We start from the raw sequence: 15,657 nt of genomic DNA, 5'->3' as shown, positions 1-15,657 counted from the left end.
TTACTCATTGCCGGATTGGTTCTTCTGTTTACATCCTGTACTATGACAACCTCGACTCCCACCCCGCGGAGCGGTGTGGTGACGATTGAACGAGTTGAATTCGTAGTCCTCGAGTCGTATCCATTGCAGGTGCAAGCCCACATTACCGGCTACCTTGGTGATGGCTGTACAACGCTTACCGGAATCAGTCAGCAGCGCGAAGGTCATGTAATCACGATTACAGTTAAAGCAATGCATAGCGGTGCCGAAATGTGTCCGGCAATTGCCCCAATGCTGGATCAATCGGTTATGCTTGAAGGTTCGTTTACCCCCGGCCAGTATACAGTTATCGTGAACGGAACCGCTTACCAATTGACGGTGTAAGTATCTGTTACACCGTATATGTACCGAGGGACACGGCAGCGCCGTGCCCCTGCGGATGACGTCACACCCGCAGGTCATCCCCGTCGGCATCCAGCAGATCGTCCGACGGGGCCATTCATTCCGCACCATCCGGCGACGAGAGCGACCAATCGGTGTCCGTCGTCTCCGTAGCGCTACCGTGGTGGTCGCCGTCTGCCACGGTCGAAGTGTCTCATCGCCATACGACGCACCCATCTCATCTTCGCCGATAATGGGAGGTGAAGAGGCACGGCGGCGCCAAGCCTCTGTGAACGACATTGCGCCCGCCAGGTCATCCCATCGGCGTTCGGCGGGAGCCATATCTATCGATAGAAGCCTTCCGTCGTAACCTGACGCAAGGATTTCGGATAGCGATCCTCATCAGCGCTGGAAAACAGCACCGCCTCTCATCGGTCTCAGGTATCGGGCCAATTCTCTGAAATGCTTTGAAAATTTAAGATCACTATCCACATATGTGAACGATTATCTTGCTATGATAGTTGCAGTGATGTTGCAGTACTGGCAACATCGGCATGCGACACTCCGGTCGTCGCACCTAGAGATTGACGTTACCGGAGGGTAGCAATGTTTGGGAGCAAGCAGAGCAAGCAGCAACGACTTGAGCGGTATGCCGAACTATTGGCCGAGGAACCATTGACCGCAGCCGAATTAGCGTACCGGTTAGGGGTGCCGCGTTCGACTGTGATCCGTGATCTACCTCTGCTTGAAGAACGTGGCTTGCTGCTAACCGAAGATCAGGAAGGGAGGTTACATCTGTTTCAGCGTTGGTGGTAAGTTTCTTTGCAACAAACATCTGTGCTGTTGCCATTTTTCGAGCAGTTGCATGCTATAACTCACATCAGGAATAAAGCGTAGAACGTGGGTATGCTACTAACCGGCGCTCGAGGGAGACCCTATGTCGCGGTTGGAACGGCTCATTACGATTGACCAGATGATTAGGACCAAGACGTATCCATCGGTCGCCGATTTTTGTCGGCGTTTTGAAGTGAGCGAGCGGGCCATTTACGACGATCTAGCGTATCTGCGTGATCGGATAGGCGCACCACTGGTTTACAGTCGGCGGCACGGTGGCTACTTCTACCGCGATTCAACATGGGTGATGCCGGTGCTGCACGTCAGCGAGGGGGAATTACTGGCGTTTTTGATCAGTACCGAGCTTAGCCGACGCTACCTGGGTACCTCATTTGCCGCGCCGCTTCGGAGTTTTATACAACGGATCGGACGCTACTTGACCGACCAGATGAGTGTCCATCCTGAAGCATTGCTCGATCATTTGACATTCCAACCCGGAGCGCTGGCTCACGTTGATCCTGACCTGGTGCAGGTCATCAACGAGTGTATCCGTGAGTATCACCCTATCGAGATCACCTATTTCACGGCCAGTCGTCAGGAGGTAACGCAGCGCCTGATTGAGCCATATCACCTCTTTCTAGCCCGTGGTGACCTTCAGGTCATCGCTTTCGATCATCGGCGGGGAGAGATACGGCAATTTGCGCTCTACCGGATCAGGCACTGGCAGGTGCGGCGGCAAAACCGTTTTGTGCGTGATCCCAACTTCGATGTAAACACCTATTTACGCAACGGTTTTCTTGGTCAGGGGAGCATGTATTCGGTCGAGATTGTGATTGCGTTTGATCGATTCCAGGCGCCGTATATTCGTGAGCGGCAGTGGCATCCCACACAGCAGATCGAGGAGCAGGCCGACGGTGGCCTGGTGTTGCGTTTTCAGAGCGGTGCGCTCGACGAGGTGAAGCGCTGGGTGTTGGGGTATGGGTCACATGCTCTTGTGCTGGCGCCACCTGAGTTAGTGCAGATGGTTGCCGCTGAGTTGCAGCAAGCATCAGCAAATTACGCGCAGACTGCAACTATGTTGCAGGGTAGGATGCTACACTGCACAGAGGAGCGTGAGATGTAGTACAGGAGGAGAATAAGGTGTCAGCTTACCGTTTTTCCGGCGGTTGACCGTGCTGTCTACGCCAGCACCAGCATAGCAGGGACGGGCTGGAAACTCACTCGCTTACGAACACAGCGTTTCGCACACTCCCGCATTCATGTGCGAGCCTGAGGTACGCAATGAGAGGACGGAAGAATGAACAAGATAACCTATACCGGCCATCCATTTATTGATGTTGGTTTTGCTACCATGACGGCCTTCGTTGGCAAACAGCGGTTTGCCGATCTCGACACGCAAGATTTGCAGCGGATCGCCGATTACATCGAAGCGAATTATGTACGACAGCCGTTGCGTAGCTTCTTGACCGTTGCCTTTACCAGTAACGCATGGTTTGCCCAATCGGCTTTTAACCCTAACCGACCTGGACTATCGCCTGAGCAACGGGCTGAAGCGCAGCAGAAGCGCCAACACTGGGCTGAGCGCCATTTGCGACAGTGGGCGCTTGCTATTGCCAACACTGAACCCTGCCTCTTTACCGGTTTACCGGCGGCCGGACTTGAGTTGTCGCAGAAATTGCAACCAGGTCGGGTAGGGCGGGCGCAAATGCCATTGCTTCAAGGTGATGATGCGATCAACTTCTTTATTAACGGTGATCCCGGTTTGCCGATGGCACCAGAGGCAATCCTGGCTCTACAGACGATGCCGCTTGGCTGCGCCAAGGTTGGTGGCGGGTTGCTGGCCGTGCATTGTGATGATGAGCAGCTGACAATTGGCTTTGCAAATCAATTTCTGCAACGTAATCTGAGCGATGTTGCCAAAGCGCAGGCTGCTGGTGAAGATAAGTTACCCGGTTCGCCACGGAGCTTGAAAACACTGTTAGTCGAAACCCTGACCGACATCCTGAATCGTCAGCTTCAAGCAACGGCGTATCGCCAACATCGTCCGGCGATCACCGCATATTACTTTAACAACGGTCAGTCACCGTTCCTGGAAATATACCATCTCCCATTGCAGATTACCGGCTTTCTGCTGGCCGTGCAGACCCCAACCTACCGGCAACTGTGGAATGAGTTGGTAAAGCGGAGCTGGCAGGTCGTTGCGGCAACGAGAAAACGGAACAAAGCCGCCGAACCATCTGAACCACGCTCGAACTATCTCTACGAAGACCTGTTTACGCTGCCGGAACAGGCTGCGCGTTTTGTGCGGACCTATTTTCTCCGCAAACCTGATCTCAGGCGGTCGGCTGATGACCCACGTCACGGCTATTCAACTTTGCGAGAGGCTGAGCTGATTTCCTGGCCGTTGGTTGAACTTTTTGTACAGGAGGTAATGCTTATGACTGATGACCGGGTAGCAATTCTGAAAGAGCTAGGTGATAAGCTGGCCGATTACACCAGGTATCAGGGCGGCAAGCGCTTCTTTCGCCAGTTCTTTACGACGCAACGTAGCAATGACTTTCTAACGTTGCTTAGCAAGACCAACATTGAATACACCCGTTACAAGCGTGGTACAGATACCCTGTTGGATCTCGATAGTTTTTTAGCCGTTTTTATGGAGGGCGAAGAGGTATTACGGAGTGACTGGCGACTGATGCGCGATCTGGTGTTGATCCGCATGGTCGAGCAATTACGTGATTGGATTGCTGCAAATGAGGATGCGATTCCGACCGAGGAAGAGGTTGTGGTAAACGACTAGAAAGGAGAGCAACGAACGATGGCATTCGTGACCGGTTTACTGCTGATTGATGCTCCAGCATCGGCCCTCAACAATTTGGGCAATATTCCCGGTGAACGGGAAGAAAATACGGTAGGTGTGAAAGTGATCTCCACCAAAGCCGGTAATTTCCCCTACGTTTCGGCGCAGGCATTTCGCTACTGGCTTCGGATGACGCTCGAACAACGGGTTCCGGAGTGGAAAGCTTCGCCCATTTTCCGCGAAGAGAAGATTGCCTACACCGACGCCAACCCGATCCGGTATTGGGACGATGACCTTTTCGGGTACATGCGGGCGCCCGGCAAAGCTGACACTGCCAAACGGAGTCGTGAGCAAATCAGTTCGCTTGAAGAATCAACACCGGTGAAGGATACGGTTACTCGCGCCTCACCATTCCGTGTTAGTACGCTGGTTTCGATTGCTCCTGTCAATCCGACCAGTGATTTCGGTGTCATGGCTCGCCACGAGGGGAATCCGGTGCCGCATGAGCATCAATTTTACCGGACAACGTTAAAAGGGCTGTTTTCACTTGATCTGTGGGCTTGCGGCACCTTCTCGTACCGCAATCGCACCGGTTTCCGCAATCTTGACGAAGAACGGGTTCGCCTGATTGGTGATGTGCCTGGGGTTGAACACCTCGAAAACGAGAAATCGTATCGGTTGCCGAAAGCCGAGCGGCTGGCACGGGTGAAGGCCCTCTTTACCGGCATGGCGCAACTGGAAGGTGGGGCAAAGCAGACGTTGCACTATACCGATGTCAGTCCGGCGCTGGTGATCTTTGCCGTCACTAAGGGCGGAAACCATATCTTCCACCATACCGTTGGCGCCAATCGGGTCGGATTGCCGGAGATCAAGATCGAGGCCTTGCGTGACGCATTGCGAGTTTTCGCCGACGGTATCCTCTCACCGGTGTACGTAGGCTGGGTAAAAGGTTATCTCGACGAGGCGCGGGCCAGTTTTGAGCAGTTCATTGCCGATTATAATGCGCATGCCTCTGCTCAGAACCTGCCCCAAATTCGGCTGAGCCATCCCCGTGAAGCATTCACCACCTTCGTTCAAGATTGCGATCAGCATCCTGAATGGCTGGACTAGGAGATAGATATGAAGGTGCTCAAGATCGTGCTCGAAGGCATATCAACTTCGTTCCGGTATCCCCACTTTATGTTGGGAGAACAGCCGAGCTTTCCATTGCCGCCACCCGCGACCATCTATGGGCACATTTGCAGTGCCCTGGGTGACTGGATCGATCCAGAAGGTGTAAGGTTTGCATACCATTTTACCGTTGCCGGTGCAGGGTACGACCTTGAGCATATCCACGTGCTCTCGGTAGCATCGGGGAAACTACCCGGTGGCGAACCCAAGGTGCTTGAAGGGAACATCAATCCCTTCAAGCGCCATATCCTCCTCTTCCCACGCTTGACGCTCTACATCAACCGACCCGACTGGATCGATGCTTTCCGTTTCCCGCGTTATCCGGTCATCTTGGGGCGCTCGCAGGATTTAGCCGCATATACGCAGGTAGACATTGTTGAGCTTCAGCAAACTGATCAAGCCTACTTTGAGCACACCCTGCTCCCATACCGCATGGCTGCCCAAATACCGGCCGGTATTGTGACATTAATGCCGCGCTGGATAGACTATCATAACCGCCGGAAGCCCAGCTTTGAACGCTATCTGATGCTCACCGAACGGGTAACGACCAAACAAATGCTGAAATTCGGCGAACAGACCACAAGCTATTGGAGTGATCCAACAGCACCGACTGTTGATGGTTTGATGTTGGGTTTGTGGTTTCATACCTTTGTAGGAGTATCTGATGAAGCCTTCTCCCTGGCCTGACCACATCGATGATTTGCTGGCAAAGAGCCAGCAGCACGGTGGTGAGACTCTGGCCGCACATACCTGGGATGTGCTCTGTCGGTTAGCCGATCTCTACCGCCTGCGCCCGAGTCTGCTTCCCGACCGGCAGTGGCACTGTCTCTACTGGGCTGCTTTTCTGCACGACTTTGGCAAAGCAGCGCATGGCTTTCAACGGCGGTTGAAAGGTGGCCCACCCTGGCCGCATCGTCACGAGGTACTCTCGTTGGGCTTTGTTGATGCAATTGCCCACGACTTCAGTGAAGAAGAACAGCGTTGGCTGGTGGCGGCGATTGTGTCTCACCATCGCGATGCTGCTGAAATCGCCGAACTGTATCCGCCTGGATTGCGTAAAGACCCGCTTATTGAGCTGTGCAACGACCTGCCAGAGCAAACGGCGCAAGGTTTGCTCACCTGGTTAGATACCTGTGCCAATCCCTGGCGTGACCAACTGGGGATAGGGCAGGTAGTAGCCGCGATTACTCCGCAACCCTGTCGTGTCAATCCCGAACGGGTACGACACTGGCTGGGAGAATATCAGCGTTGGGTTGATCAGCTCGCCAGTTCGCACACGGCAAAGACTGATCGTCTCCCCGGTATCCTCTTGCGCGGTTTGATCACCACTGCCGACCATCTGGCTTCGGCCCATCTGCATAGTATGCCGGCGCCGATCCGGTGTTCCTGGGAATCGCTTTTCACCGGCAAGAAGGTCTATCCTCACCAACAGGACAGTGCAAAACAGTCGGGACGTACAACCTTCCTTATGGCACCAACCGGCAGTGGTAAAACCGAAGCGGCGCTGGCCTGGGCACTGGGGGATGGAACGCAGGCAGCCGCACGAATCTTCTACGTTCTGCCGTACCAGGCCAGCATGAATGCGATGTATGACCGTCTGCGCCATCTCTTTGGCGATCAGGCAGTTGGTCTCCAACACGGACGGGCAGCGCAAGCTCTTTATGCCCGGTTCCGTGATGGTGAAGAGTGGTCGGCGAGCATTGCACGGCGCATACAATGGGAGAAGAACCTCAACCTGTTGCACGCCCGTCCTCTTAAAGTTCTCAGCCCATACCAACTGCTCAAAGCACTGTTCCAACTGCGCGGCTTTGAAGCCATGCTAACTGACTACACGCAAGCAGCGTTTATCTTCGATGAGATTCACGCTTACGAACCAGAGCGACTAGCGCTGATCACCGGCCTGATGCGCTATCTCCGCCAGTATCTGAACGCCCGTTTCCTTGTGATGTCGGCAACATTTCCCTCACTCATCATTGACCGACTGACCCATGCCCTTGGTAAACCAGCGATGGTTCAGGCGACGCCGGACATCTTTGCCCGTTTCCGTCGTCATAAGCTACACCTGCGCGATGGTGAATTGATCGATCCGGAGACCATTCAAGAGATTGCTAACCGTGTCCAGGCTGGTCAGCAAGTGTTGGTGTGTGCGAACACCGTCGCACGTGCGCAGATGCTTCGTGATCTCCTGGCTCAGGCTGCTCTGAAAGAAGAACAGCTTATCCTTCTCCACAGTCGGTTTACCTATGGTGATCGCAACCGGATCGAACAGACTATTCGGAATCGCTGTGCGCATGGCAGTGGCCAACGTGCGCCGTTAGCACTCGTTGCTACGCAAGTCGTTGAAGTCAGTCTCGATATTGACCTCGACACTATCTACACCGATCCGGCGCCGCTGGAAGCACTCTTACAGCGATTTGGACGAGTCAACCGGCGTGGCACGAAAGGAATCGCCCCTGTTTACGTCTTCCGCCAACCGACCGATGGTCAGGGAGTATATGGTCGTCACTGTGATCCAAACCAGGCCGGCCACATCGTGCGGGTCACTTTAGACGAACTTAAGCATCACGATGGTGAGGTCATTGATGAAGCTGCCGTTCAGGAATGGCTCGACCGTATCTACGCCGATCCCCAGCTCCATCAGCAATGGCGAGAGGCATTCGAGCGTATGCAGCAACAAGTTGACCTCATCATCAACGGTCTCTGCCCATTTAAGAGTGATGACCAGCGTGAGGAGGAATTCGATAAGATGTTCGATGGTGTCGATGTGGTACCCCAATGCTTTGAACGAGTCTACATCGATCTGCTGATGAACGAACACTTCATCGAGGCGAACGACTATCTGGTCAGTATCAGCAAACAGCGCTTTGCCATCTTACGCAGCCAGGGCAAACTCCAGCCAGCAGAATCGGGAGGGCAACGGCACATCTGGATTGCCCAAACTCCTTACGACTCACGGAACGGCCTTTCGTTTGGTGATATTGTCAGTGATCCAGATTGGAGCTAACTATGACCCTTACCGTACATCATCTCGTCTTCACCGTTACCGCCGCGACCCCGATTATGCTGGCCGCGCAAAGTGGGCCGGCGGTACGGGGAGCGATTGCCAATTCACTATGGGAACGATTCTGCGCCAATAAAGAGGCGATCACCTGTGCTGGCTGCATGCTGTACCAACACTGCCCGGTCGCTGCACTGGTGGCGCCGATGCGCAGCGAAGACGAAAAAGGCAGTGAACAACGACCGCGTCCATACGTTGTTCGTCCACCGCTTGATAGCGGGCGGCGATACCAACCAGGTGAAACCTTTCAGTTTGGACTGGCCCTCTTTGGCAAAGCCGAGATCTTCTTTCCGTACCTCGTGATGGCTGTTCACGAACTAGAACGGGACGGCATCGGCATAAAGCTACCTGAATTGGGGAGTCGTCGCGGACGCTTCGCGCTCCAGGCCATCGAAGCGTACAATCCACTCACCGCAACACGGCAAACTCTCTACTCACAACCCGGGAGAACCGTTAATTTCCCTGGATTACCGATAGATTCAACGACAGTAGCCGATTACGCGGCGCGGTTGCCGACCGATCAGATCACCTTCACCTTCCACACGCCACTGCGACTCATCGATCAGGATCGGCTGGTGAAAAACATTGCCTTACGGCCGCTTATTCAGCGCCTGATGAGGCGCCTTGACGATCTCTCGCAGGCGTATGGTGATGGTCCGCTCACCATTGATTTTCGCGGCCTGCTAGAAATCGCTGAACAAGTAACAGTCACAACTGACCAAACACGCTGGATCGACGTTGTGAGCGTCTCATCACGCCAGCAACGACGAACACCTGTCGGTGGTCTGATCGGCAGTGCCACCTTTGCAGGCCCACTGGAACCCCTGCGCGAACTGATTGTCTGGGGGAGCCTGATCCACGTCGGGCGCAACGCAGTCAAGGGAGACGGATGGTACACACTGGAGGGCATGCCCTCATTTCCGGGATTTGACACCAGCGTATTCTCTCGTTAGAGTATGTGTGAACATTTCGTCGCCAGCACGCTAATTAGCACAATCTTGCATCGCACCCGATGCGTGCTGCGTGTATTGCTTCCGCACCTTAACAATAGAAGATTGTGGGTGACGTCGGTTGATTGCCATCGTAGCAAAAGGAGACTCTACCATGGAACTCATCGTTGACGAACGAGGCAGCTTCATTGGCAAACATCAGGGCCGTCTACGGGTCACAAAAGACAACGAATCGGTGAAAGAGGTCCCAATCATGCATCTGCGGCAGGTCATCATCTGCGGGAGTGGTGTTGGGATCAGCAGTGATGCAATACGTGCATGTAGTGAAGAGGGCATACCTATTCACTTCATCAGCACAAATGGCACCCCGTATGCCAGCCTGTACAGTGCCGGTCTCACTGGTACAGTACTCACTCGCCGCGCCCAGCTCCGCGCTTATGACGGCCCAACCGGCGTCGCCCTGGCGCGCAGTTTCACATTAGGGAAGCTAGGCAATCAGGCGAACCTGCTGCGTTATGCAGCGAAAAATCGCAAAGAACAGGCGCCCGAAGTGTACGAACTGCTCATGACAACGGCGGCAGAAGTTACCGATTACCAGATTGCTGTCGAGCGTTTACAGGCCGACACCGTAGACGACATTCGTGAAGAACTCATGGGCATCGAAGGTCGTTATGCAGCTCGTTACTGGCAAGCCATAGGTGCACTCATACCGCCAGAACTCAACTGGCCGGGACGTGAAACACGAGGTGCCAGTGATCCATTCAATCAGGCATTAAACTATGGCTACGGTGTTCTCTACAGACAGATTGAACATGCCATTGTCTTAGCCGGTCTAGACCCGTATGCTGGCCTGTTGCATGCCGACCGACCGGGCAAACCGAGCCTTGTCCTCGACCTGATCGAGGAATTCCGACAGGCCGTGGTTGATCGCCCGCTCCTCGGCCAGGTCACTCGTGGCTGGCAGATCGGTCGCGAAGAAGATGGACGGCTCGACCAACCGACTCGTGAGCGCATTGCTACCAAAGTCCTAGAGCGCCTCAATTCGACTGAGCCATACGAAGGTAAACGACAGCCGCTGCGACACATTCTCCAATGCCAGGCCCGCCACATCGCCACCTTCGTCCGTGGCGAGCGCGAGACCTACACACCGTTCATTATGGGGTGGTAACGGAGGTCAGCAATGCACTGTCTCGTTATCTACGACATCCCCAACGATCGCGCACGGCAGCGTGTAGCTGATGCCTGCCTCGATTATGGTTTGCAGCGGATACAGTACAGCGCATTTGCCGGTAATCTCAGCCGAGCCCATCAACGGGCGCTCTTCGGTGAAATCACCCGGCGGCTGAAGGGCCACACCGCAAACGTGCTACTGTTCGTCTTTGATGCTAAAACGTGGAGCGAACGGCGAACTCTGGAGCAACAGTATGATGATGCCTGATCTCGACACCATCGAAGTGAGTGACATTAAGCAATGGCGATACTGTCCAAGAGTTGTCTGGTATACCTATTGTCTGCCATCCATCCGACCGAAGACCGATCTCATGCGTCAAGGTGCTGCCAGTCACCGTGCCGAGGAAGATCGGGAAGAGCGCCGTTCGCTCCGCACATATGGATTGAAAAGTGGCGAGCGCTTCTTCCACGTCTATTTGCGATCAGAGCGCCTTGGCGTTCGCGGCATCCTTGATCTAGCGATTGCAATACCCAACCGATCAGACCCGGCAGCAAAAGTTGTCGTTGTTGACTACAAAGATAGCGAACAGAAAGCTGGTCCACACTTCAAACTGCAAGTTGGCGCCTACGCACTCCTGATCGAAGACGCCTGGGGACTACCGGTAGAAACCGGCTGGATCTACCACATACCATTACGCAAAGCCGAAAAAGTCCCGATCAGCCCGCAACTACGTCAAAACGTCCTTGAAACCATCGCGGCGGTGCAGAAAGCCATTCAAACCGAGGCCCTACCGGCGCCGCCGACCAGTCGCGCAATGTGCGTCAACTGTGAATTCCGCCGCTTCTGCAACGACGTTGTATAGAGTCGGCTCTAAAACTGCCCGTATAAACGGTCGACTCGCAACTCAGGCATCAAAGGTCTCGTATAAAGACCTTTGATGCCGAATACAAAGATCGCCTGATCGCAGATTTAAAGCATCAGAAAAGGATCAAAAAGCATCTCGCAACTCGGTAGCAATTTCACGCAAACAACGAGTTGCGACAGTGGAGCAATTCCCCCACTTGCGCAGTGTCCAAAGAACGATATAATGAATGTACAGAAAGGCTTATGAGGCGTCAGGGAAGAGGTACGAGGGTCAACACAGCGAGGGGGACGAAAAAGAGAGGCGCCCTTTCAACAATTTCGGCTCACGGTAGAGCACTGAAACCTCGGGGGAGCGTGAGCGCGATCGCCTGCTCGTGCATGCGACTTTCAACAATTTCGGCTCACGGTAGAGCACTGAAACACCCACGGGATGAGATGCGCTGGCAGCGGTGCGAGCTTTCAACAATTTCGGCTCACGGTAGAGCACTGAAACGCCACCGCGTGAGCACGGTCAGCGCCGTGCACCGGCTTTCTTTCAACAATTTCGGCTCACGGTAGAGCACTGAAACTGATAGGAGCACCGGAGCGGATCGTCTCCCACGACGGCTTTCAACAATTTCGGCTCACGGTAGAGCACTGAAACTCGACCGTGCGCCCGTTGGTGGGTGCGCAGCTTCTGCCTTTCAACAATTTCGGCTCACGGTAGAGCACTGAAACCTCATACTGTGCAAAGTGGCACAGCGTTGCCCACAGCTAGCCTTTCAACAATTTCGGCTCACGGTAGAGCACTGAAACTCCAGCAGGCTGTTCCACACCGGTGCGTGGAAAGCGGGCTTTCAACAATTTCGGCTCACGGTAGAGCACTGAAACCGTTGGAACAAGCGTGGCACTATCTCCCTCCCCACGTGGCTTTCAACAATTTCGGCTCACGGTAGAGCACTGAAACATCCCGGTGAGCCTGGTGCAGTATCTATGGTCGCAGTGGCTTTCAACAATTTCGGCTCACGGTAGAGCACTGAAACGCGAAACGCGAAAATCCGACTCTAATTTGCGCAACAGCTTTCAACAATTTCGGCTCACGGTAGAGCACTGAAACAGCGGATGAGCCGGTAAAGGCGTCAATTCTTACGTCTTTCAACAATTTCGGCTCACGGTAGAGCACTGAAACATCCGCGTCGGTGTCGGGAAGTTCGTTACTCCGCGTCCACTTTCAACAATTTCGGCTCACGGTAGAGCACTGAAACAAATTAGACCAAACAAACTTCACTGCCGCCACCAGTCTTTCAACAATTTCGGCTCACGGTAGAGCACTGAAACAGCGCGTTGGCAGCTTCGAGCACCACAGCGCGCCTGGTCTTTCAACAATTTCGGCTCACGGTAGAGCACTGAAACCGCAGCGCCGGAAGCCCGAGCGCGGCTCGTCTGGCCGCCTTTCAACAATTTCGGCTCACGGTAGAGCACTGAAACGTACTGACCCGCTCGCGCTTCGTCGAGCGAGTTGTCTTTCAACAATTTCGGCTCACGGTAGAGCACTGAAACAAACCGGCATAAGACCGTTGCCGGTGTGCACGATGACTTTCAACAATTTCGGCTCACGGTAGAGCACTGAAACACGCGACCGTAATTGCTAATAACCGCGAAAAACGCCTTTCAACAATTTCGGCTCACGGTAGAGCACTGAAACAACCTCGACCAGCGCAGCAGCCTCGTTGTAATCAGTGCTTTCAACAATTTCGGCTCACGGTAGAGCACTGAAACCTGTTCTGCCAGACGGGATCGTCTACATCCCGCCAGTAGCTTTCAACAATTTCGGCTCACGGTAGAGCACTGAAACCGCGTCGCAGGCGAATTGGTCAGACGCAGCGCAGTCTTCTTTCAACAATTTCGGCTCACGGTAGAGCACTGAAACAACGTTACCATTTCGTCCTGTTACGGCTGGGTTGTCCTTTCAACAATTTCGGCTCACGGTAGAGCACTGAAACTCAACAACGCCTGTGTGCGGCATATACCCTCCTTCCTTTCAACAATTTCGGCTCACGGTAGAGCACTGAAACCTGCTGATTGACACCCTCGCGCTGGCGCTGGAGCACTTTCAACAATTTCGGCTCACGGTAGAGCACTGAAACGCGCTGGGCTTCCTCTTCCGCGAGCGCTTCCGGCACACTTTCAACAATTTCGGCTCACGGTAGAGCACTGAAACCTTCAGCGCGTCAGCAAGCGCTGGGACGGGCTGACGAGGTCTTTCAACAATTTCGGCTCACGGTAGAGCACTGAAACGCGCGGCGGCGTTTCTGGCAACGTTTGACTGGTTGTTCTTTCAACAATTTCGGCTCACGGTAGAGCACTGAAACCTTTGACCACGAGACGTTTTATATTCAACGTCTCAACTTTCAACAATTTCGGCTCACGGTAGAGCACTGAAACCTTCAGCTTCGTCGAGGTTGGGGAATACACACAACGCTTTCAACAATTTCGGCTCACGGTAGAGCACTGAAACAAGAGCGCTTCAGACTATTTGAGCAGTTGGAAGCACCTTTCAACAATTTCGGCTCACGGTAGAGCACTGAAACCACCGAAACCGGCCCGCATCCGCGCATCGTTGTCATCTTTCAACAATTTCGGCTCACGGTAGAGCACTGAAACCGAAGCGTTGTTGACCGAGGCCTATTCAGGCCGCGTTGACTTTCAACAATTTCGGCTCACGGTAGAGCACTGAAACCACCGCGACGCGGTATACTAGAGACACAACAAGCGACTTTCAACAATTTCGGCTCACGGTAGAGCACTGAAACATCTTTATAAAGTGTTAGCGTCGCTCTATGGAGTGGCCTTTCAACAATTTCGGCTCACGGTAGAGCACTGAAACCGCCGGTGGTGGCGCGGCTGGTGCGGAAAGCGATTGGCTTTCAACAATTTCGGCTCACGGTAGAGCACTGAAACCCGCCAGCCGTCGGCAGCGGCTTGCTCAATTGTATCGTACTTTCAACAATTTCGGCTCACGGTAGAGCACTGAAACTCCAGCATCATCTGTCGCAACTGCTGAAACGCCCGCCTTTCAACAATTTCGGCTCACGGTAGAGCACTGAAACACATCGCGGACGGCTTACTCAGCGCGCTTGATCTCCTTTCAACAATTTCGGCTCACGGTAGAGCACTGAAACGAATACGGCAAGTCTTGAACACTAATCGCGGTCTTGCTTTCAACAATTTCGGCTCACGGTAGAGCACTGAAACGACGTTCCGGCGGGTTTTTTGTTTTGTGAAGTGAAACTTTCAACAATTTCGGCTCACGGTAGAGCACTGAAACGCTGCTGCGGGAGTGGCGCGAGCGCTGGTTAAACAGCTTTCAACAATTTCGGCTCACGGTAGAGCACTGAAACGGCGCGGAAGCTTCATATTCCCGTCGCGGAAGCAGCTTTCAACAATTTCGGCTCACGGTAGAGCACTGAAACCGCGCCGCCAGCGCGGAACTGGCGCGCTGGCGGTGTCTTTCAACAATTTCGGCTCACGGTAGAGCACTGAAACATCCACCAACCACCCCAACGCGCTTGCCCGCGCTTCCGCCTTTCAACAATTTCGGCTCACGGTAGAGCACTGAAACCGCTGGCGGCGCGAGGCGCTGGCGCGGGTTGGTGTCACTTTCAACAATTTCGGCTCACGGTAGAGCACTGAAACCTTGCGGTGCGGGTTGGTACGTCATCACCCAGCACTCTTTCAACAATTTCGGCTCACGGTAGAGCACTGAAACAGCAGCGCGAACGTTATCCGCCGCTCGCAAGCCGAAATCTCTTTCAACAATTTCGGCTCACGGTAGAGCACTGAAACAGCCAGCGCGGGTTGTTTGTGGTGCGGCACAACAATGAGCTTTCAACAATTTCGGCTCACGGTAGAGCACTGAAACTCTCACCAGTGTTGGTGAGAGGGTTTTGAATTGATGGCTTTCAACAATTTCGGCTCACGGTAGAGCACTGAAACGCCAATTCTTTGAAATCGGATTAACGTCAACCGCAGGCTTTCAACAATTTCGGCTCACGGTAGAGCACTGAAACCCCTTCTCTATTTACCAACCGTCACAACACTCATTTTTCCTTTCAACAATTTCGGCTCACGGTAGAGCACTGAAACAACCGCGTATTTTGAGCGCGGCGCGGTGCGGCCAACGGCTTTCAACAATTTCGGCTCACGGTAGAGCACTGAAACCGAACAGAATTGTTAGAAACTCGAACGCAAATGACCTTTCAACAATTTCGGCTCACGGTAGAGCACTGAAACATCACCGCCGCCTCGCCGCTGCGCACAATCTCACCCTTTCAACAATTTCGGCTCACGGTAGAGCACTGAAACCGTCGGTTGGTCGTTGCGCAAACATCCAGACCGTTGGCTTTCAACAATTTCGGCTCACGGTAGAGCACTGAAACCGTTGCAGCGTATCGTTTGATTGTACGCTGCAAAA

11 protein-coding genes and 1 CRISPR repeat array are annotated in these 15,657 nt (G+C 53.8%); all 11 genes read left to right on the top strand.

Annotation, left to right across the window (positions count from 1 at the left end):
- Nucleotides 1-363: hypothetical protein (locus tag JE47_RS0116125; protein ID WP_081910056.1), on the top strand; the 363-nt coding region annotated here is incomplete at its 5' end.
- A 603-nt stretch (nt 364-966) separates the two neighbouring features.
- A complete protein-coding gene (locus JE47_RS0116120; protein ID WP_031460741.1) occupies nt 967-1,176 on the top strand; it encodes an HTH domain-containing protein in 210 nt (69 codons plus the stop codon).
- A gap of 121 nt (nt 1,177-1,297) precedes the next feature.
- Complete coding sequence (locus JE47_RS0116115) at nt 1,298-2,317, top strand: helix-turn-helix transcriptional regulator (RefSeq protein ID WP_081910055.1); 1,020 nt, start codon at nt 1,298-1,300, stop codon at nt 2,315-2,317.
- A gap of 174 nt (nt 2,318-2,491) precedes the next feature.
- Complete coding sequence (locus JE47_RS0116110) at nt 2,492-3,991, top strand: CRISPR-associated protein Cst1 (protein ID WP_031460739.1); 1,500 nt, start codon at nt 2,492-2,494, stop codon at nt 3,989-3,991.
- A gap of 18 nt (nt 3,992-4,009) precedes the next feature.
- Nucleotides 4,010-5,101, top strand: coding sequence for a type I-B CRISPR-associated protein Cas7/Cst2/DevR (gene cas7i / locus JE47_RS0116105; RefSeq protein WP_031460738.1), 1,092 nt, complete (start codon nt 4,010-4,012; stop codon nt 5,099-5,101).
- 9 nt (nt 5,102-5,110) lie between these two features.
- Nucleotides 5,111-5,848, top strand: a complete 738-nt coding sequence (gene cas5 / locus JE47_RS0116100; RefSeq protein ID WP_031460737.1) for a CRISPR-associated protein Cas5 — start codon at nt 5,111-5,113, stop codon at nt 5,846-5,848.
- Complete coding sequence (locus JE47_RS0116095; RefSeq protein ID WP_031460736.1) at nt 5,826-8,165, top strand: CRISPR-associated helicase/endonuclease Cas3; 2,340 nt, start codon at nt 5,826-5,828, stop codon at nt 8,163-8,165. The genes cas5 and JE47_RS0116095 overlap by 23 nt, the downstream gene beginning before the upstream one ends.
- Before the next feature lie 2 nt (nt 8,166-8,167).
- On the top strand, nt 8,168-9,172 hold the full coding sequence (gene cas6 / locus JE47_RS0116090) for a CRISPR system precrRNA processing endoribonuclease RAMP protein Cas6 (protein ID WP_031460735.1): 1,005 nt from the start codon (nt 8,168-8,170) through the stop codon (nt 9,170-9,172).
- A gap of 151 nt (nt 9,173-9,323) precedes the next feature.
- Nucleotides 9,324-10,337 (top strand): CRISPR-associated endonuclease Cas1, encoded by a 1,014-nt coding sequence (gene cas1, locus JE47_RS0116085; protein ID WP_031460734.1) that lies wholly within the window; start codon nt 9,324-9,326, stop codon nt 10,335-10,337.
- A gap of 12 nt (nt 10,338-10,349) precedes the next feature.
- Entirely contained in the window at nt 10,350-10,607 is a 258-nt protein-coding gene (cas2, locus tag JE47_RS0116080) for a CRISPR-associated endonuclease Cas2 (protein ID WP_031460733.1), read from the top strand.
- Nucleotides 10,594-11,202: a CRISPR-associated protein Cas4 gene (gene cas4, locus JE47_RS0116075; RefSeq protein WP_031460732.1), complete on the top strand. Its 609-nt coding sequence runs from the start codon at nt 10,594-10,596 to the stop codon at nt 11,200-11,202. The genes cas2 and cas4 overlap by 14 nt, the downstream gene beginning before the upstream one ends.
- A 308-nt stretch (nt 11,203-11,510) precedes the next feature.
- Nucleotides 11,511-15,622: direct repeats of the CRISPR family, unit length 37 nt; unit sequence CTTTCAACAATTTCGGCTCACGGTAGAGCACTGAAAC.
- Nucleotides 15,623-15,657 lie beyond the last annotated feature (35 nt).

The organism is Chloroflexus sp. MS-G, from assembly GCF_000735195.1.
GTDB lineage: Bacteria > Chloroflexota > Chloroflexia > Chloroflexales > Chloroflexaceae > Chloroflexus.
The sequence above is the reverse complement of the archived record's forward strand: the minus strand, read 5'-3'. Positions and strand labels throughout refer to the sequence as shown.